General features: G+C 68.0%; 16 protein-coding genes and 1 pseudogene. 12 read left to right on the top strand and 5 right to left on the bottom strand.

Features of this window, described 5'->3' with window-relative positions; all coding sequences use genetic code 11:
- Nucleotides 1-18: 18 nt before the first annotated feature.
- Genes E3D03_RS00625 through E3D03_RS00605 form a run of 5 tightly spaced genes read left to right on the top strand, consistent with a single transcriptional unit; the run spans nt 19 to nt 6742 of the window.
- On the top strand, nt 19-1443 hold the full coding sequence (locus E3D03_RS00625; protein WP_263565351.1) for a putative nucleotidyltransferase substrate binding domain-containing protein: 1425 nt from the start codon (nt 19-21) through the stop codon (nt 1441-1443).
- Complete coding sequence (locus E3D03_RS00620) at nt 1440-1646, top strand: hypothetical protein (protein WP_018001488.1); 207 nt, start codon at nt 1440-1442, stop codon at nt 1644-1646. The genes E3D03_RS00625 and E3D03_RS00620 overlap by 4 nt, the downstream gene beginning before the upstream one ends.
- A complete protein-coding gene (locus E3D03_RS00615) occupies nt 1643-4348 on the top strand; it encodes a sensor histidine kinase (RefSeq protein ID WP_263565350.1) in 2706 nt (901 codons plus the stop codon). Before E3D03_RS00620 ends, E3D03_RS00615 begins: the two co-directional genes overlap by 4 nt.
- The gene (locus E3D03_RS00610) at nt 4320-4685 is read left to right on the top strand and encodes a response regulator transcription factor (RefSeq protein ID WP_062564063.1); all 366 of its coding nucleotides are present in this window, start codon (nt 4320-4322) and stop codon (nt 4683-4685) included. Before E3D03_RS00615 ends, E3D03_RS00610 begins: the two co-directional genes overlap by 29 nt.
- Nucleotides 4682-6742 carry an exonuclease domain-containing protein gene (locus tag E3D03_RS00605; protein ID WP_263565349.1) on the top strand — a complete coding sequence of 687 codons (2061 nt, stop codon included), beginning with the start codon at nt 4682-4684 and terminating at the stop codon, nt 6740-6742. Before E3D03_RS00610 ends, E3D03_RS00605 begins: the two co-directional genes overlap by 4 nt.
- Before the next feature lie 65 nt (nt 6743-6807).
- On the opposite strand, the gene E3D03_RS00600 is transcribed toward E3D03_RS00605, so the two are convergent.
- Genes E3D03_RS00600 through E3D03_RS00590 form a run of 3 tightly spaced genes read right to left on the bottom strand, consistent with a single transcriptional unit; the run spans nt 6808 to nt 11155 of the window.
- Nucleotides 6808-8133 carry an ATP-binding protein gene (locus E3D03_RS00600; protein WP_263565348.1) on the bottom strand — a complete coding sequence of 442 codons (1326 nt, stop codon included), beginning with the start codon at nt 8131-8133 and terminating at the stop codon, nt 6808-6810.
- On the bottom strand, nt 8130-8849 hold the full coding sequence (locus E3D03_RS00595; RefSeq protein WP_263565347.1) for a response regulator: 720 nt from the start codon (nt 8847-8849) through the stop codon (nt 8130-8132). The genes E3D03_RS00600 and E3D03_RS00595 overlap by 4 nt, the downstream gene beginning before the upstream one ends.
- A 47-nt stretch (nt 8850-8896) precedes the next feature.
- A complete protein-coding gene (locus tag E3D03_RS00590) occupies nt 8897-11155 on the bottom strand; it encodes a FepA family TonB-dependent siderophore receptor (RefSeq protein ID WP_263565346.1) in 2259 nt (752 codons plus the stop codon).
- Nucleotides 11156-11415: 260 nt separating this feature from the next.
- On the opposite strand from E3D03_RS00590, the gene E3D03_RS00585 reads away from it, so the two are divergent.
- The gene (locus tag E3D03_RS00585) at nt 11416-13032 is read left to right on the top strand and encodes an acyl-CoA dehydrogenase family protein (RefSeq protein WP_263565345.1); all 1617 of its coding nucleotides are present in this window, start codon (nt 11416-11418) and stop codon (nt 13030-13032) included.
- Nucleotides 13033-13912: 880 nt separating this feature from the next.
- Here E3D03_RS00585 and E3D03_RS00580 read toward each other — a convergent pair.
- Nucleotides 13913-13996: pseudogene (locus E3D03_RS00580) on the bottom strand (IS5/IS1182 family transposase); the annotation flags it as partial.
- A 427-nt stretch (nt 13997-14423) separates the two neighbouring features.
- Between E3D03_RS00580 and E3D03_RS00575 the strand changes: the two are divergent.
- The 6 genes from E3D03_RS00575 to E3D03_RS00550 all read left to right on the top strand — a co-directional run bounded on the left by E3D03_RS00575 (nt 14424) and on the right by E3D03_RS00550 (nt 18610).
- The gene (locus E3D03_RS00575) at nt 14424-15293 is read left to right on the top strand and encodes a hypothetical protein (protein WP_263565344.1); all 870 of its coding nucleotides are present in this window, start codon (nt 14424-14426) and stop codon (nt 15291-15293) included.
- Nucleotides 15266-16150 (top strand): DDE-type integrase/transposase/recombinase, encoded by an 885-nt coding sequence (locus E3D03_RS00570; protein WP_263565343.1) that lies wholly within the window; start codon nt 15266-15268, stop codon nt 16148-16150. The genes E3D03_RS00575 and E3D03_RS00570 overlap by 28 nt, the downstream gene beginning before the upstream one ends.
- The gene (locus E3D03_RS00565) at nt 16147-16569 is read left to right on the top strand and encodes a hypothetical protein (RefSeq protein ID WP_263565342.1); all 423 of its coding nucleotides are present in this window, start codon (nt 16147-16149) and stop codon (nt 16567-16569) included. The genes E3D03_RS00570 and E3D03_RS00565 overlap by 4 nt, the downstream gene beginning before the upstream one ends.
- Before the next feature lie 29 nt (nt 16570-16598).
- The gene (locus tag E3D03_RS00560) at nt 16599-17249 is read left to right on the top strand and encodes a TniB family NTP-binding protein (RefSeq protein WP_263565341.1); all 651 of its coding nucleotides are present in this window, start codon (nt 16599-16601) and stop codon (nt 17247-17249) included.
- Nucleotides 17246-17554: a hypothetical protein gene (locus E3D03_RS00555; RefSeq protein WP_263565340.1), complete on the top strand. Its 309-nt coding sequence runs from the start codon at nt 17246-17248 to the stop codon at nt 17552-17554. Before E3D03_RS00560 ends, E3D03_RS00555 begins: the two co-directional genes overlap by 4 nt.
- Before the next feature lie 264 nt (nt 17555-17818).
- Nucleotides 17819-18610, top strand: a complete 792-nt coding sequence (locus tag E3D03_RS00550) for a TniQ family protein (RefSeq protein WP_263565339.1) — start codon at nt 17819-17821, stop codon at nt 18608-18610.
- 4 nt (nt 18611-18614) lie between these two features.
- Here E3D03_RS00550 and E3D03_RS00545 read toward each other — a convergent pair whose 3' ends face one another.
- Nucleotides 18615-19253, bottom strand: a complete 639-nt coding sequence (locus E3D03_RS00545; protein ID WP_263565338.1) for a hypothetical protein — start codon at nt 19251-19253, stop codon at nt 18615-18617.
- Nucleotides 19254-19407 lie beyond the last annotated feature (154 nt).

Below are 19407 nucleotides of genomic sequence, written 5' to 3'. Positions count from 1 at the left end.
GCCGAGTCCAAGGCGGGAATGCGCGCGCAGCGAGAGATGGTCTCGCTGATGACGGCGCGGGTGCGCGACGCCGCGCTGCGCAAGCCGCATTTCGCCGATGCCGGCACCGACCTGGTGACGCTGTGCCGCGAGATGGCCGCGCGCGGCATCGCCGATGCGCTGGTCCGCGACGGCGACCGGCTGGGCATCTTTACCGCGACCGACCTGGTGGCGGCGCTGGCCGGCGACCGGCCGCCCTCGGCGCTGACGGTGGGCGCGTTCACGCATTTCGACCCCTGGTCGGTGCAGGCGGGCGACCCGCTTTACGACGCCATGCTGTTGATGCTGCGCCACCGCATCCACCGCCTCTTGGTGCGAGAAGGCAGCGAGGTGGTCGGCATCCTGAGCCAGCTCGAGCTGATGGGTTTCCTTGCCAGCCATTCGCACCTGATCGCGGCCGAGGTGGCCCAGGCCGGGGCCATCCCCGATCTCGCCCATGCCGCGGGCCAGGTCGAGGGGCTGATCCGCGTCCTGCATGGCGACGGCGTGCGCATCGAGATCATCGCGGCGCTGGTCGGCGGGCTGAACCGGCAGATCTTTCGCCGGCTGTGGGAATTGCTGGCCCCCGAGGCGCTGCGCGCCAATTCCTGCCTGATCGTCATGGGCAGCGAGGGCCGATCCGAGCAGATCATCCGCACCGACCAGGACAATGCGCTGATCCTGCGCGACGGCTTCGATTTCCCGGGGCTCGACCGCATCACCGAAAGCTTCACCGAGGCGCTGATCGGCTTCGGCTATCCGCCCTGTCCCGGCGGCATCATGCTGAGCCGGCCCTTGTGGTGCCAAAGCGTCCAGGGCTTCGGCGCCGCGCTTTACGACTGGGTGCATGGCAGCGACCCCGAGGGGGCGATGAACCTGGCGATCTTCCTCGATGCGGCGGTGGTGGCGGGGGACGCCGAGCTGCTGGCGCAACTGCGCGCGCGGCTGCGCCGCATCCTGACCGGCGGTGACGGCTTCCATGCCCGCTTCGCCGCGGCGATCCAGCAGTTCGGCAGCACCGCGCAGGGCGGCTGGTGGCGGCGCCTGCCGGGCCTGCGCGGCCCCGAGGCGGCCGAGATCGACCTGAAGAAGCTGGGCATCTTCCCGGTCGTGCACGGAGTCCGGGCGCTGGCGCTGGAATATGGCCTGAGCGCGCAGCCCACGGCCGAGCGGCTGCGGCAACTGGCCGAGGCGGGCCGCATCGACGCCGGGCTGGCGCGCGACCTGACCGATGCGCTGCATTGCATGATGGGGCTGAAGCTCGCCTCGAACCTGGGCCAGATCGCGGCGGGACGTGCACCCGACAACACCATCCGCCCGGCGGGCCTGGGCACGCTGGACCGCCAGGCGTTGCGCGATTCGCTGAACATCGTGCGCGATTTCAAGGCCTGGCTGACGCAGCACTATCGGCTGGACGCGCTGTGAACCGGCGCGACGGCCCGCCCGCCCGGCTGTTGGTGGCGCTGTGCGGCGCGGGGGTGCTGGCGCTGAACTTTCCGCTGCTGCTGATCTTCGACAAGCCGGTGACGGTGCTGGGCCTGCCGCTGCTGCCGGTGGCGCTGTTCGCGATCTGGGCGCTGCTGGTCGGGCTGCTGGCGCTGGTCTCGGGCCGGGATGGCGGCGAATGATCGCGCCGGGCACCGTGCTGGCCGCATCCTTCGGCTATCTGCTGCTGCTGGTCGCGGTCGCGGCCTGGGGCGACCGGCGGGCCGGGCAGGGCCGCTCGCTGGGCGGCAACGGGCTGGTCTATGCGCTGTCCTGGGGGGTCTATTGCTCGGCCTGGACCTATTTCGGCAGCGTCGGCCGCGCGGCCACGGCCGGGGTCTGGTTCCTGCCGATCTATCTTGGCCCGATGCTGGCCATGGCGCTGGCCTGGCTGGTGCTGCGCAAGATGGTGCGCATCGCGCAAAGCTATCGCATCACCTCGATCGCCGATTTCATCGCCAGCCGCTATGGCAAGAGCCCGGGCCTGGCGGCGCTGGTCACCATCATCACCGTCGTCGGCATCCTGCCCTACATCGCCCTGCAGTTGAAGGCGGTCTCGGTCGGCTATGACGTGCTGACCGGCCATGCCGGCGCCCAAGGCGCGCCGTGGTGGCGCGACGGCACGCTTTACATGGCGCTGTCGCTGGCGGGCTTCGCCGTGGTTTTCGGCACCCGCCACCTGGACCTGTCCGAGCGGCACGAGGGCATGGTCGCCGCCATCGCCTTTGAATCGGCGGTGAAGCTGGTGGCCTTCCTGGCGGTCGGGGTCTTCGTGACCTGGGGGCTGTTCGACGGCATGGGCGACATCTGGGCCCGCGCCCGGGAGCATCCGCAGATCGGCGCGCTGCTATCCCTGGGCGGGCCGGGGTTCACCGGCTTTGCCGGGGCGCAATGGTTCGCGCTGACGCTTCTGTCGGCGCTGTCGGTGCTGCTGCTGCCGCGCCAGTTCCAGATGATGGTCGTGGAATGCGGGAACGAGCGGCAGATCCTGCGCGCCTCGTGGCTGTTCCCGGCCTATCTGCTGGCGATCAACCTGTTCGTGCTGCCCATCGCCATCGGCGGCATGCTGATCCTCGGCGACGGCGGGGCAGGGGCGGAAAGCTATGTCATGACCCTGCCGCTGGCCCAAGGCGCGCCCTGGCTCGCGCTCTTCGTCTATATCGGCGGGCTCTCGGCCGCGACCGGCATGATCGTGGTCGAGACCGTGGCCATCTCGACCATGGTCTGCAACGACCTGGTCATGCCCGCGCTGTTGCGCCGGGGCCGGCTGGGCGCGGGGCAGGACCTGACCCGGCTGCTGCTGAACATCCGCCGCGCCGCCATCCTGGCGGTCGTGCTGCTGGGCTATCTCTATTTCCGCATCGCGGGCGAGGCCTATGCGCTGGTCTCGATCGGCCTCATCAGCTTTGCCGCCGTGGCGCAATTCGCCCCGGCGCTTCTGGGCGGGATGTATTGGCAGGGCGGCACCCGCGCCGGCGCCTTCGCCGGGCTGATCGGCGGCACGCTGGTCTGGGCCTGGACGCTGATGCTGCCCTCGGTCGCGAAATCGGGCTGGATCCCGGCGGGGTTCCTCGACGGGCCGCCGGGGCTCGCGTTCCTGGCGCCGGGCAGCCTGTTCGGCCTGACCGGCTTCGACGAGCTGACCCATGCGCTGTTCTGGAGCCTCCTGGTCAATGTCGGGCTTTACGTGGGCGTGTCGCTGGCCAGCCGCCCCTCGGTGCGCGAGGCGAGCCAGGCGGTGCTGTTCGTCGACGTGTTCCGGCGCGGCGCGGACGGGCCGGTGTTCTGGCGCGGCCGGGCGCGGACCCAGGACCTGTGCCAGCTCGCCACCCGCTTCCTGGGCCCGGCCCGGGCCGAGGCGCTGTTTGCCGACCACGAACGCGAGACCGGCGCGCTGACCCCCGACGCAAGGCTGGTGGACCGGGTCGAGCGCCAGATCGCCGGCGCCATCGGCACCGCCTCGGCCCGCGTCATGGTCGCCTCGGTCGCGCAAGAGGAGCCGCTGGGCACCGCCGACGTGCTGGAAATCCTCGACGAGGCCTCGCAGGTGCGCAGCCATGCCCGGGCGCTGGAACTCGCGACCGAGGAACTGCGCGCGGCCAATGAAAAGCTGCTGAGCCTCGACCAGCTCAAGGACGATTTCATGTCCTCGGTCACGCATGAGCTGCGCACGCCGCTGACCACGATCCGCGGCCTGGCCGAGCTGCTGATCGACACGCCCGACATCGACGAGGCGCAGCGACAGGAATTCACGGCCATCATCCTGACCGAGAGCGAGCGGCTCAGCCGGCTGGTCAACCAGGTGCTGGACCTGGCCAAGATCGAGGCCGGCATGGCCGAATGGCACAGCGCGCCGATCGACATGGCGGCGCTGATCCGGGGCGCGGTGCAAAGCAGCATGGGCCTGTTCCGCGACCGCGGGGTGGCGGTGGAGCTGGACCTGCCCGAGGTGCCGCCGGTCATGGGCGATGCCGACCGGCTGGTGCAGGTCATGGTCAACCTGCTGTCGAACGCGGCGAAATTCGCACCCGCGCCGGGCGGCCGGGTCCGCGTCTCGCTGCGGCAGACGGGCGAGGCGCTGGAGGTGCGGGTCGCCGACAACGGCCCGGGCGTGCCCCTGGCCGACCAGGCGGCGGTGTTCGAGAAGTTCCGCCAGGTGGGCGATGCGGCGACGCGGCCGCCGGGGACGGGGCTCGGGCTTCCTATCAGCAAGCAGATCGTGGATAATCTGGGCGGGAGGATGTGGCTGGAGTCGGAACCGGGCCGGGGCGCCTGTTTCGCCTTCAGCCTGCCGCTTCGCCATCGGGAGGGGGTGGATGGTGACACGGGTATTGATCGCGGATGACGAGCCGAACATCGTCCTGACCCTGTCCTTCATGCTGAAACGCGAGGGCTACGAGGTGCTGACCGTCCCCGACGGCGTGCAGGCGCTGGCGGCGATCCGGGCCGAGCGCCCGGCCCTGGTGCTGCTCGACGGCGCCATGCCGGGCATGACCGGCTTCGAGGTCTGCGAGGCGGTGCGGGCGGACCCCGAGGTCGCGGGCACGCCGATCCTGATGCTGACCGCCAAGGGGCGCGAGACCGACATCGCCCGCGGCATCGGCGCCGGGGCCGACGCCTATGTCACCAAGCCCTTCTCGACCCGCGAGCTGATCGTGAAGATCCGCGAGATGCTGGCATGAGGCTGGAGCGGGGCCAGTGGCTGGCCGCGCTGGCGCCGGGGCTGGCGCTGGCGGCGTGGTCCGGCGCGGGCTTGCTGATCTGGCGCGCGGCGCGGCCCGAGGCGCTGGCACAGGCGCTGGCGGGGCAGGGCGCGTTGCTGCTGGGCTGGCTTGCGCTTGGTGCGGCCGGGGCCGGCTGGCTGGCGCTGTCGCTGCACGACCGGCTGGTGCGGGCGCCGCGACGGCTGGCCGATGCGGCGGCGAACCTGGCCGAGAACCCGGCCGCGCCGCTGCTGGACGACCCAAGCCCGCTGGCGCAGGCGGTGAACCGGCTGGCCGGCCGCAGCCGCGCCTTGCAGGCCGACATGGAGCGGCTGGTCGCCGAGGCCAGCCGCAAGGTCGCGCAGGAACGCGACCAGCTGGGCGCGCTGATGGCGGAATTGCAGCAAAGCGTCGTGGTCTGCACGCTGGACGGCCGCATCCTGCTGTATAACGAACGCGCCCGGACGCTGTTCCAGCGGCTGTCCGACGCGCCGCAGATCGCCGGCGGGGCGGACCTGATCGGGCTTGGCCGCTCGATCCATGCCGTGATCGACCGCCCGCTGATCGAGCATGCGCGCGAGACGGTCGAGCGGCAGCTGGCGCGCGGCGAACCGGCGGGGGCGGCGCGCTTCGTCACCACCACCGGGGCGGGGCATCTGTTGCAGGTGCTCTGGGCGCCGGTGCGGGCCGAGGCCGCGCTGACCGGCTATGTGCTGCTTCTGGACGACATCACCGAGGAACAGGCGGCGCAATCGCGCCGCGACCAGCGGTTGAATGCGCTGACCGAGGCCAGCCGCGCCTCGCTGGCGAATATGCAGACGGCGCTGGACATGCTGGACTATCCCGACCTGCAACCGGCCGAGCGCGACAGCTTCCAGCAGGTGGTCCGCGACGAGGTGCAGGCCATGGCGGCGCGCCTGGCCGAGCTGACACAGGGCGGGGCGGATGCGCAGGCGCGCTGGCCCTTGCAGGACATGCTGGGCGCCGACCTGCTGGCGGCGGCGGCCGGGCATCTGCGTGCCGGTTCAGGCCGCGCGCCCGCGGTCGAGGAGCCGGCCCCCGAGCTGTGGCTGCGCGTGGACAGTTTCGCCCTGGTGCATGCCCTGGGCGATCTGGCGGCGCCCTTGCCCGAAGGGGTGGCGCCGGGGCTGCGGCTGGCCGAGGCGGCGACGCCGGGCTGGGCGCATCTGGACCTGAGCTGGCCGCAGGACGCCGCGCCGGCCGAGGGCTTTGCCGGGGTCCGCGCCTCGGCCCGCGCCGTGGCCGAGCGCCACGGCGGCGAGCTGTGGCTGGAACACGACCGCGCCGCGGGCCGGTCGTTCTTTCGCTTTCTTCTGCCGATGGCCCAGGGCCGGCGCGAGGCGGCGGGCGATCCGCGGCCCGAATTCTATGACTTCGACCTGTTCGGCGCCGATGCGGCCGGCCATGCGCTGGACGACAGCCGGCTGGAGCAGCTGGCCTATACGGTCTTCGACACCGAGACGACCGGGCTCGACCCCGCCGGCGGCGACGAGATCATCCAGATCGGCGCGGTTCGGGTGCTGAACGGCAAGATCCTGCACGGCGAGGGCTTCGACCAGCTGGTGGACCCCGGCCGCTCGATCCCCGAGGCCGGCATCCCCTATCACGGCATCCGCCCCGAGATGGTGCGGGGCCAGCCCCGCATCGCCGAAGTGCTGCCGGCCTTTCACGCCTATGCCGCGGGCACGGTGCTGGTCGGCCATAACGTCGCCTTCGACATGCGCTTCCTGCAATTGAAAGAGGCGGCGACCGGGCTGCGCTTCGACCAGCCGGTGCTGGATACGCTGCTGCTGGCGAGCATCGCCCAGCCGCACGAGCCCTCGCAATCGCTGGAGGCCATTGCCGCGCGGCTGGGGGTCACGATCGCCGGGCGCCACAATGCCGCCGGCGATGCGCTGGCGACGGCGCAGGTGTTCTTGGCGCTGCTGCCCCTGCTGAAGGCGCGCGGCATCGTCACGCTGGGCGAGGCGCGGGCGGCGGCCGAGACATCCTATTACGCGCGGCTGCGATATTAGCCGTCGGCGCCGGGGCGCTGCCCCGGGCCCCGGGGTATTTGGAGAGCAAAGAAGCGCCGAAGCGATCAGCCTTGGGTGTCGAGGGGCAGGCGGATCTGGATGCGCAACCCGCCTTCGGCGCGGTTGCCGAGCTCCAGCGTGCCGCCATGCGCGGCGATCACGTCTTGGGCGATCGAGAGGCCGAGGCCGGTGCCGCCCGTGGCCGGGTTGCGGCTGGCCTCGCCGCGCACGAAGGGTTCGGTGACGCGCGGCAGCAGCGCGGGCGGGATGCCGGGGCCTTCGTCCTCGATGCGGATCAGCGCCGCGTTCGGGCCGCGCTTCAGGCTGACCCGGGCCGGGCCGGCATAGCGGCGGGCGTTGTCGAGAAGATTGCGGATGGCGCGGCGGATGGCGACCGGGCGCAGCGGCAGCACCAGCGGGCCGGCGCCGGTGTAGCGCGCCTGGCTTTCGGCGCAGAGCTGCGCCAGGGTCGCGTCGAGGTCGACGGGTTGCAGCGGCTCGGCGCCGCGCCGGGCCGAGGCGGCATGCATTAGCCCGTCGGCCATCACCGCCATTTCGTCGAGGACGCGGATCATGTCCTGGCGCTGTTCGTCGCCTTCCAGCATCTCGGCGCGGATGCGCAGGCCGGTGATCGGGGTGCGCATGTCATGGGCGAGGGCGGCGAGCATGCGCATGCGTTCGGCCTCGAAGCCGGCGATGCGGCGCTGCATGTCGTTGAAGGCCAGCGCCGCCTCGCGCAGCTCGCTCGCGCCGCATTCGGTGACGCGGGCGCTGCGGTCGCCGCGGCCGGCGGCGCGGGCAGCCTCGGCAAGGGCGCTGAGCGGGCGGGTCATCCGCCGCACGAACACGAGCCCCACGGCCAGCGTGCCCAGCAGCGAGGCGAGCAGCGGCGCGAAGAAGCCCTGCTTCCATTGCCAGGCATCATGCGCCGGCAGCGGATAGACCAGGGCGTTCAGCCATTGCCCGGCATCGACGCCGCGCTCCAGCCGGACCGAGACCAGCATCAGCGCCGCGCGTTCCTGGCCAGCCGGCTGGGGGGTGCTTTCGTGGATGCGGATCAGCCGGCCCGGCAGTTCGGCCGCGAGGTCGGCTTCGTGGTCGGGCAGGCGCGTGGTCTCGCTGAGGTCGGGCGGCTGCGGCGCCACCCAGAAGCGGGTGAAGCCGGTGCTGCTGGTGCCGGGCAGCAGCCGCGCCGTGGCAAGGTCCGCGGTCTCCAGCGCCGCGACCAGCGCGTGCAGGCGATGCGCGTCGCCCTGCAGGCGGATGGCGCGGTCGAAGGCCGATCCCTCGCGCGCCATGACCCAGGCGGCGATCAGGTTGGCGCCGAGCAGCGCCGCGATGAGCAAGAGCGAGAAGCGCGCCGCAAGCCCGCCGGGCCAGAGCCGGCTCATGCCAGCGGCTCGACTTCGGCGGCCAGCCGGTAGCCGCCGCCCCATTCGGTGACGATCAGCTGCGGCAGGCGCGGATTGGCCTCGATCTTGTGGCGCAGCCGGCTGACGGTATTGTCCACCGCGCGGTCATAGGCCCGCATCTCGCGTCCCGCCAGCAGGTCGAGAAGCCGCATCCGCGACAGCACCTGGCCGGGATGGTCGAGAAACAGCGACAGGAGCCGGTTCTCGCCCGAGGTCAGCGCCACCTCCTGGCCCGAGGGCAGGGTGACGGTGGCGCGGCCGGCCTCGTGCACCAGTCCGGCAAAGCGGCGCCGGGTCAGGGCGGGGGCGGGCAGTTCGGGCGGCACCCGGCGCAGGACGGCATGGATGCGGGCCAGCAATTCGCGCGGGTCGAAGGGCTTGGTGACGTAATCGTCGGCGCCGAGGTCGAGGCCCTGGATGCGATCCTCTTGCGCGGTGCGGGCGGTCAGCAGGATGACCGGCAGGCGCCGGCTTTGCACCAGGTCGCGGCAGAGGCTGAGCCCGTCCTCGCCCGGCATCATCACGTCGATGATCGCCAGATGCACCGGGTCATGGTCGAGCGCCGCCCGCGCCTCGGCGGCATCGGCGGCCAGGCGGATGCGAAAGCCGTTGCGGCGCAGATACTGGCCCAGCGGCTCGCGGATGTCGCGGGCGTCGTCGACGATCAGGATGCGCGGTTCAAGCGTGTCGGTCATCGGCATTCGGCGGAAACGGCGGCGCAGGGGCGCGCCGCCGATCCATATCAGAAGGTCGAGGTCAGCGACAGGTAGAAGGCGCGGCCCGGTTCGTTGAAGGTATTGGCCCCGGCGCTGACGCCGCTGCCTTCGCGCAGCACCCGCTCGTCGAAGATATTGGTGACGCCGGCGCCCATGCGGGCATTGTCCGTCAGCTGGTAGTTGAAGCCCAGGTTGACGATCGTATAGGGGTCGCGCGCCTTGGGGTTTTCCACCGGATCCAGCGTCGTCGGACTGTAGGTCGGCGATTCGATCTTGCCGTAATGGGTCAGCGAGGGTGTGACCGTCAGCTTTTCGGTGGCCTGCCAGTCCAGCGCGGCGTTGACGGTGTATTTCGGCACCAGGCTCAGCGGGTCGCCGGTCTCCTTATTCTCGGACTTCGCCATATAGGTGAAGTTGGTATTGAAGGTCAGGGTTGGGGTGATTTCCTTGCTCAAGTTACCCTCGACCCCGGCCACGACCGCCTTGGGAATGTTGATCCACTGGAAATATTGCGCGCGATTGCCGCTGCCGGTGTCGAAGCTGCCGAGCGGCTCCAGGCTGGCCTGGATCTTGTCGCGGTAATCGTTGTGGAAGGCGGTCAGCGTGCCCGACAGGCCCTGGCCCGCGTCATAGGCGATGCCGATTTCGGCATTGAGGCTGGTTTCCGGGTCGAGGTCGGCGTTGCCGACCACATAGCAGCCGCTGCCCAGGCTGGGATAGGCTGCCGGGCAGCCGTTGCCACGGGTGTAATAGACGTAGTTCGGATTCAGCTGGTACAGGTTCGGCGCCTTGAAGGCCCGCGCCACGCCGACCTTCATCGTCCAGGCGTCGTCGAATTTGTAGCTGACGTTGAGGCTGGGGCTGGCGTTGAAACCGAAGGTATCGCCATGGTCCAGCCGCAGCCCCGGCGTCACCGTCAGCTTGTCGGTCCAGTAGATGTTCGCCTCGGCATAGAGCCCGGCGGTCAGTTGGGTCATCTTGGCGTCGCGCGCCTCGGGGTCGCTGATCGTGCCGGGGATCGCGCCGTCGTTCACGGTCTGCCGGTTCGAGATCGGGTCGACCAGTTGCTCGTGGCGCAGCTCGGCGCCCAGCGTCAGGCTGGTCTCGCGGCCCGAGAACTGCATGGGCAGGATCAGCTCGGACTTGGCGGTGATGTTTTCCAGTTCGATGGTGCCGCGCTCGGTGTCCACGATCGAACCCTCCGGGCCGCCGGCGGTGCCTTCCAGGTTGCGGGTGTTGTCGGTGCGCTCGTATTGCAGATAGCTGCGCGCGGTGCCGAAATCGTAGTCGCCGCGATGCGTGACCGAGAAGGTCTTGCGCAGCATGCTATTGGTTTCCTTGCCGTAAAGCGAGGTCAGCACCTCGTTCACCGAGGAGTTCTGCCGGTCGCCGGCGAAGAGGTTGCCCTGGCGGCTGAAACCGGCCTCGAAGTCGATGACGTTCGAGGCATCGAGCTGCCAGCTGAGCAGCGCGGTCACGTCCTTGTTCACCACGCCCTCGACCCCGGCGGCCGGGCAGGCGACGGTTTCCTCGGTGCCGGCCTCGGTGTCGTAGTCGCAGGTCGAATCGTCGATCACGCCGTTGATGAGCGGGTCATCGGCTTCCGACTTGGCGTAGTTGCCAGTCAGCCGGAAGGTCAGGTTTTCGCCCAGCGGCCGGGCGAACAGGAAGTTCGCGCGGTAATTGCCGCCCTCCAGGCTGCTTTCGGGCGAATTGACATAGGTGCCGAAGCTCAGCGTCGGCTCGGTCGGGCGCTTGGTGATGATATTGACCACGCCGCCCGCCGCGCCCGAACCGTAACGCGCCGCCGCCGGGCCGCGGATGACCTCGATGCGCTCGATCATCTCGGCCGGCACCCAATTGCTGTCGCCGCGCGAGTCGCGCTCGCCCGAGCGGCCCATGCGCACGGCGTTGCGCGACAGCACGGGCTTGCCGTCGATCAGGATCAGGGTGTTTTCCGGCCCCATGCCGCGCAGGTCGATCTGGCGCTGGTTGCCGCGCTGCCCGGTGGCCGAAGAGCCGGTTAGGTTCACGCCCGGCATCTTGCGCACGATTTCGGCAATGTCATTGACCGGCGGGGCATCCTGGATGTCCTCAGCCGTCACGGTCGAGGTGCCGAGGGCCTGCTTGCCCTGTTCCTCGGCCGAAAGCACCACCGTTTCAAGGACGATGGTTTCATCGGGATTGGTGGCGTCTTGGGCCAGGGCCGCGCCGGCAAGGACCGGCAGCGACATCAGCAGACAGATTGCGGTGCCCGTGGCCGGGCGCGGGAAAGGCGTCGCCATCGCATGTTCCTGTGAAAGGGTTCGGGGAATGGCTGGCGCGCGCGCGGGCTAGGCCCGCTTCAAGCATTTGTGAAGCCGGGCAGCAATGCGCGGTGTGGGATTATTGTGTCGCGAAATGTCGCAAATCGACCGGATCGCCGGGCTTCACCGCCGCTGCCGGGGGTTTCACACCCCCGGACCCCCGTGGGATATTTGGACACAAAAGAGAATGCCAATGAGGCGCGCGGGAGTAAGATGGCGGCCCAGAGGAGGGGCGGGGCATGACCGGATTGCCAGGCACGGCCGAGCTGGAAACGCATCGGGTGGTGAACCAGCCGGCGCCGGCCGGGGATGTCGATCCCTGGCAGGATGATCCTATGCTGCACCGGGCGCTGCGCGGGCAGGGCGCCGCGCTGGAGGATCTGGCGCGCTATGGCGCCGGCCTGGGCGCGGCGGGGATGCGCGATGCCGCCCGCGACGCCGAGCGTCATCCGCCCGAGCTGCGCCTGTTCGACAGCGGCGGCCGGCGGCTGGACGAGGTGCATTTCCATCCGGCCTATCACCGGTTCATGCGCTTGTCGGTCGGCGCCGGCTATCACTCGATCGCCTGGGAGGGCGGGCCCGCCGCCCATGCGCGTCATGCCGCGATGGTCTATCTGGCCAGCCAGGTCGAGCCAGGCCATTGCTGCCCGCTGACCATGACGCATGCGGCGCAGCCGGTGATCGCCGCCTCGGGCCTGCCCGCGGACTGGCGGCGGGGGATGATGTCGCGCGACTATGATCCCTCGATCCGGCCGGCGGCCGCCAAGGCGGGTATCACCCTGGGCATGGCGATGACCGAAAAGCAGGGCGGATCGGACCTGCGCGCCACGCAGACCCAGGCCCGGCGCGACGGCGCGGCCTGGCGGCTGACCGGGCACAAATGGTTCTGCTCGGCTCCGATGTCCGACGGCTTCCTGACCCTGGCCCAGGCGCCGGACGGCCTGACCTGCTTCCTGGTGCCGCGCTGGCTGGAGCAGGAGCGCAACGGCATCCAGTTGCAGCGGCTGAAGGACAAGCTGGGCAATCGCGCCAATGCCTCGGCCGAGATCGAATATCGCGAGGCGCTGGCCTGGCAACTGGGCGAGGCGGGCGACGGCATCCGCACGATCCTCGAGATGGTGCATCACACGCGGCTCGACACGGCCATGGCCCCGGTCGGCTTGATGCGGGCCGCGCTGCGCGAGGCGCATCGCTGGATCTCGCAGCGCAGCGCCTTCCAGCGCCGGCTGATCGACCAGCCGCTGATGCGGGCGGTGCTGGCGGATCTGGTGCTGGATTGGGCCGGTTGCCTGGCGCTGGGGCTGGGCGTGGCGGCGGCCAGCGAGGGCGGGCATGACCGCGCCTTGGCCCGCATCGGCGTGGCGCTGGCGAAATACCTGGCCAACAAGCTGTGCCCGCTGGTGGTCGCCGAGGCGATGGAGATGCTGGGCGGCATGGGCTATGTCGAGGATACGCCGCTACCGATGCTGTATCGCGAGGCGCCGCTGAACGGCATCTGGGAGGGTTCGGGCAATGTGATCTGCCTGGACGCGCTGCGCAGCCTGTCGCGCGAGCCCTTGGCGGCCGAGTCGCTTGCGGCTCGCCTGGATGCGGTGATCGGGCTGGAGCCGGGCTACGATACCGCGCTGGCGGCGCATCGCGCGCGCTGGCCCGGCCTGCCGCCCGAGGCCGAGGCGCGCTGGTTCGTCGAGGAGGCGGCGCTGCTTCTGGCTACGGCGAATTTGCTGGACTCGCATGAGCCGGCCGTGGCGACAAGTTTCGTGGAAACGCGCCTGACCGGCAGGCGCGGTCGGTTCATCGGCGCCTTGCCGGTCTCGGCCGCGGAGCAGGCTTTGGGCGGCGCGTTTGGTGAATAGATTACATAAATCTAATTATCATTTATTTCCGGTTGTGCGATGTCTGTCGGATATCGAACAACTGAAATAATGGCCATTCGGCCCCCTTTTTTAACCATTATACAACCATTTAATGGCCACTGGCGTGGTTCATTTCGGATTATATAGTTGATTTCAATCGTCTATGAGAATCCGGTCAGACGACACCTGCGGTCGTGAACCGTCGCTGAGGCCCCAAGCCGGCCCGTTGACCGTCTGCCCGCGGCCCGGCAAGGTCGCCACCACCCCATCCGGAGCGATGGAACGGCCTGAGGGTCGACGGATCTCCGGAGTTTCCTGACCACCAGGTTTCCGCCGGAAAGCGCCGCTTTTCCGAACGGCAGAGCCATGTCTCGAAGGCCCACGCGATGTCGCAACATGAAACCAGCCGGGGTCATGCCGGCTCCGCTCAGAGCGGATTTCCGGTGCAAGATGCCCTGGCATGATCACCGCCCTGCCCTGTCCGCATTCACGCGCACGCCCGCTGAGGCCGAACTTCTGCTGCGCGGCCTGATCTTCCCCGGCGCCTGATCGCCATTCTCCCCAACACGACTTGTCCGGCCGGGGCTCCCTCGGCCGATGGCCCCCTCATGCCCGGAGTATTCCCATGTCCCGCATCCCCTGCATCGAGGCCCGCTTCTTCAGCGCGAACGAAGGCCGCATAGAACTGGAAACCCGCTTTATGCAGCATCTGCGCAAGCTGCGCTGCAGGAAGATTCCCCCAGACCTTCTGGCCCCACCCGACGAGGTCGACGCTCCAGACAAGGTCTCGGACCCGGATCTGATGGGTATCGTCAGGTTCGGCAATGACGACGAGTCCCGCATCAAGCGTCGGGTCAAGCGCATCCTGGAATGTCGCAAGAACGCGTGGCTTGCCATGGCTCTTGGGAAAGAAAGGCTCGAGCCGTGCCATCTGCGCGTCCGTCAGCCAGAAAAGATTGCTCATCCCTCCTTGCGGAGCCTGAATTGTCACCAAGACGGACGGAACCCGGATTGCCTGTGCATCCGTCCCACCGCCTGGGTTGGCGGTAAGTTCGGCCGGCAGATGCCCCGGATCGCGGCACAGGCACGCGCTGGCCGCTTCGCCGATGACGTCCGCCTGCTGACGGACGCGGATCTCGATCCGGTGGAACTGCATAACGCCCGGCTGCTTCATGGCGTCCGTGTGGGCGATCCTGTGGCTGACGAGGCTGCGGCGCGGGTTTTGGCCGAGATGACCGGCATGGCCTCCCTTTCCGATCTCACCGCCATGACCGGTTGCGGTGCCGGAGGCTTCCGCGCCCTGCTGCAGCTTATCCGGTGGGGCAACTGCGCCCCCTCTACCTCGAACGTATTACCTCGGCCACTGTGGCCTACAAGGGGAGCAACCTCTGATGCATATGCATGATCTCAGCTTTGACGCCGACCGCCACCATTATGCCTTCGGCAAATATGACCGCATCACCATTGAAGGCCTAACCTACCGCACCTCTCTTTATGGCCGGAATGAAGAGGGCTGGCTGCTGGAACTGGATGATGGTTCCGGCCGGTGCAGCAGCTTCACCCATCAGGAACTGAGCCGCCTGAGGGCGATGCGGCGTATCCGGGTCGAGCACAATTTCCATGCGCCCGAGAGCGCCAGACAGCGTCTTCTTACCGGAGGCACGCTGCTCTCGGAGCTGCCGTCAAAACCTGCGGCCCGGCTGACCAAGAAGCACGCCTATGTCGAGGCCTTCCTTGAGATGGAGCGTGAAAACCTCATCAACCGCACCGATGCGGCCATCGAGGCCAACAGGTTCCAGTTGCGTGGCCGTGCCATGGACTATGCAACGCAGTTCCAGGGCGGGGCAGGCACACAGCAGTCGCTGGATTTCAGCAAATGCCCGGCACCGCGCAGCTTGCGCCGGTGGCTCGCGGAGCACCGGAAAGCCGGGGTCAGCGGTCTTGTCGATGCCATGAACCGGCGCGGCAACCGCAACCGCCTGATGGGCCCTGAGCAGAATGCCCTGATGATGCGCGAGGTCCGGCGCCATGCCAGCGAAGACCGGCCGAGCATGAAGACGATCCACGACAATGTCAGCACCGCCTTTGATGCGCGCAACGAGGAGCGAGTGGCAAAGGGTCTGCACCCCTTCCCCATTCCCAGTTACGAGACCGTGCGGCGGGCGACCCACATGCTTGATCCGTTCGAGGTCGCGGTCGCCCGTGACGGGGTCGAGAAGGCGCGCAAAAATTCATGCCGGTCGGTGAGGGTCTGCGCCTGACTCGCCCGCTCGGGCGGGTGGAAATCGATGAAAACACCATCAACGTCATCTCGCTGACGGAGTCCTGGGGGCTGCGGAGCCTGCTGACCGAAGAGGAGCGGAAAATCCTCGGCCTGGATGGCAGCAAGGCGCGGTGGTTCGTGACCGTCGCCATCTGTGCCACGACGCGCTGCATTCTTGGCATGGCCTTTTCACGTTCGGCCAAGGAAAAGGCCTCTCTGCAGGTGCTGCAGATGATCCTGCGCGACAAGGGGAAGCGGGCCGATGCCGCCGGTTCCCTCGGGTCCTGGGATATGCATGGCACCCCGATCCTGATCGTCACCGACAATGGCGCGGCGTTCAAGTCCGAGCTTTTCCGGACGGCCTGCGCGGATCTGGGCATCACCACGCTGCGGGCCCCTGCCGGGCTGCCTCAGATGCGGGCCCGCAACGAGCGCTTCTTCCACAGCCTGAACACCGGCCTGCTGCCCCGCCTGCCGGGCCGCACCTTCGGCAGTATTCGCGAAAAGGGGGACGCCGACCCGGAGGCGCGCGCCGCGCTGACCTTCGATGATCTGGCGTTCTGCCTGGTGCGCTGGATCGTCGATATCTATCACAATACCTCGCATGCCGGTCTGGGCGGGGAAACGCCGCTTCATTGCTTGCGCCGGCTGACCGCTGAATGGGGTGTGCAGCCTCCGCCCGATATGGGGCTGCATCGCGTCATCTTCGGTGAGCGGCTGCCCCGCAAACTGTCCCGGGAGGGCGTGACCGTGATGGGCCTGCGCTATCATTCCGAGGCGCTGGCACGGCTGATGACCAACCGGAAGAGCGCAATGTCGAGGTCCGCTGGCATCCCGATGATATCGGCACGGTGACCGTCTATGCCGGAAAACAGAAGTTCGAGGTTGGCACGGTCCTGCCCGGTTTCGACGGTGTGTCTGCCGGCCAATGGGTCGCTGCGACCCGGGAACTGAAGGCCGCAAATGCCGGTCGAAAATCCTATGACCGCAAGATGATCCATGCCGCGATCACGGCGATCGAAGGGCGCAGCACCGCTGCGACCCGGATGGCCGAACTTCTGGTCGACGAATGGACCCCGGAGCGGATCGGGCATTTGGAAGCCAGCCTCTGTATCGGTTTCAATGCGGGCGGTGACAAACCCGCACAGCCCGCGGCCGCTGACGGCATCGGTTCTTCGATTCCCGACCCCGAAGTGCGTGCCCCGCGCCCGCGGGCCGTCCCGGTCACCGGCCCTGCCCCGCGAATCCCGACCTTCCTGACTCGACCCCCGTAACGCAACCCTGGTCCATTACGGAGTAACCCATGCCCAATCCTGCTGAAGCCGCCCGTATCCTTCAGAAATTGCGCAAGCTCCGCGTCGATACGCCAAGGGATACCGCATTCACCACCCATCTCGACTGGCTGTTGTGCCGGGATGAGGCGGGCAACCTTCTGCCCGCGCCACAGCGATTTTCTGCGGGACGCGAGACCCGCGGCGTGATGGTGGTGGATGGCGCCGGCGGCGGAAAGACCACGCTGATCTCCCGCGCCCTGGAACGGCACCCGGTTCTGTCCGGAGCAACGGGGCGGCATTATCTTGATGCCAGCGTGCCCAGCCCCGCCACCTTCAAGAGCATGGCCGGTGTGCTGTTGCAGCGCAGCGGTTACCCGGTGATCACGGGCAACCGCGAAGGCTGGGGCCTTTGGGAAACTCTTCGGGGTAGGCTCAAGGATCAGGGTATTATTGTTCTGTGGATCGACGAGGCCCATAACCTGTTTTGTGCCGACCGCCATCTGATCCTGCGCGTTCTCAAGTCCCTGATGCAGGGGGACGAGGCGGTCATCCCGATCCTGTCCGGCACCGAGAGGTTGCATGAGATCGTCCGTTCCGATCCTCAGGTCCAGCGTCGGCTTTCGACGCTGATCCTTCCGCCGGTTTCGGAAGCGTCGGACGGGGCAAGCTTCTCTGGGTGATCCGGGAATATTGCCGGATCGCGGGGCTTGAGCCGCCGCTTGACGGTGATCTGATCCCGCGCCTGTTCCATGGGGCGCGCTATCGCTTTGGCCGCTGCATCGAAACTCTGGTCGGCGTGATCGAGTTTGCCTGGAGGCGCAGGCATCCCGTCTGGACATCGCCCATTTTGCGGCATTCTGGCGATGCAGGAAGCTGCCCGCTTGGCGGGAATGTCTTCCTTGCCCCGGACTGGCCGCAGATCGATCCCGACCGGAACGAGACCAATGACCCACCGGTCCGCGCGCGGACCCGGCGGCGGGCATGAACATGGCCCGCCTCTTTCCCCCGCTGCCGATCCGGACGGACGAAACCCATTGGTCCTGGGCGGCCCGCATGGCCGCTTTCCATATCCGCGGTCCCATCGGAACCTTCCTGCGTGATCTCGGCCTTGATCCCTATCTGCTGTCCATCGGCGATCCGGATGAGCTGGCCCACCTGTGCGCGATTGCCGGGCAGGATCCGGAACCGGTGCTGCGCAATACCGTGACGCAGAACAACCGCCGGAGCTGGCGCCTCGGGGGAAGAAGCGTTGACCGACAGCCTGTGCCCGCAGCAGGAGCTGCGCTTTTGTCCGGCCTGTCTGGCCGAGGACGATACGGCCGCCATGGTGGCGGCAGGTCAGGATATTGCCATTCACCGGCGCGAAAGGCTGGTCTGGCGAATGAAGCCGATCCGTTCCTGCCTGAAACACAGGCTGCCGTTGATCCGCCGGGATCGGCCTGACCAGGTGGTTGGGAAAGGCGTCTTCGCCGGCAGCGTGCCAGAAACCGCCTTTGACGACCTTTCCGCCCAGGATCAGTATACCGCATCGGCCTGCGGCTGGACCTGTGTCGTCAACGGGGAAGCAGGCATTCGTCGCGCCTTGCAAATCCTTCAGGCCGGGTTGACCCCAAGCGGTCCCCATGCCGCATCAAGAAGTGGGGAGCTTTCGGGCGGTTGCTCGACGAGCTCCGGCCTCCCCTCCCGAGCAATCCGCTCCGCAGAATCTTCGAAGAGCATTTCGCCAGCATTGTCGGAAGCTGACCCACAACCACGGTCAGGCTTCGCTCTACCACCTCTGCCACTCATCCGTTTGCCAATCAGGCCGCCCTCGGGCGGCCTTTTTCTTTGGCTGAGGCGCAAGTTTCGATGGTCACGAATTGCGTGGAAAATGGCCAAACCCCGAAAACGCGCGATTCATGAATTACACGAAATCAGCGAGTTAGATGTGATGGCCCGGCGCGAGTTGCCATTATTTCAGTGGTTCGACATCGGACCTGCGAAATATTCAGGGCCATTTGACTTGGCTATGAGAAATTTTCTCTCCGCCGTCGCGAGTTAGACGTTCAGTCATTTAAAAACATAGTGGATGCTTTTAATGCTGTGGCCCTGCTCCGCCGCCCGAGGCCGAGACACGACCCGTTGTCCTGCGAGACGCTGCCCGACAAGGTCGCGTCAATCCGTTCCGAAGCGATGGCGCGGTCTGACGACTGCCGGATTTCCTGAGTTTCCGAATCCTCACGATGCCGCCGCAAAGTGCCGCTTTGCGCACAGAGGGCCGCGACTCGAAGGTAGTCACGCTGCCGCAACATGAAGTTCATCCAGGCTGCAGCGGTCTCGCGCAAAGCAGTTAGGTCGGAACGATTCCGGGCTCGTGCGGATCCTGGCATCACCACGATGCGGGCGCTTGCGGGGCTGGCGCAGATGCGTGCCCGGACGGTTCCTTCCATAGCCCCAGCGCCGGTCTGCTGCCCCGTCTTCCGGGTCAAACCTTCGGCAGCATTCGGGAAAAGGATGATGCCGAACCGGAAGCGCGTGCCGCGCCGACTTTCGACGATCTTGCCTTCTGTCCGGTGCGCTGGATCCTCGGCATCTAGCGCAATATCCCTCGTCGCCGGCGCCGGCTGGCCGCTGAAAGCAGCCCCATCCGGCAAGGACACGCACCGCGCGATCTTCGGCGAGCGCGCGTCGCGCAAGCTCTCCAAGGGGCTGTGCTGGCATGCGCTATCACTCCGGGGCGCTCGCGCGCTGATGACAGCAAGCAGGAACGAAGGTTCGCTGGCATCCGGATGACATCGGCAGCGACCATCGACGCCGGCAAGCAGAAATGCGGGGCTGGCGCGGTCCTGCCGGGCTTCG

It is taken from the genome of Paracoccus sp. DMF (assembly GCF_004407025.1).
Classification (GTDB): Bacteria; Pseudomonadota; Alphaproteobacteria; order Rhodobacterales; family Rhodobacteraceae; genus Paracoccus; species Paracoccus aminovorans_B.
The sequence above is the reverse complement of the archived record's forward strand: the minus strand, read 5'-3'. Positions and strand labels throughout refer to the sequence as shown.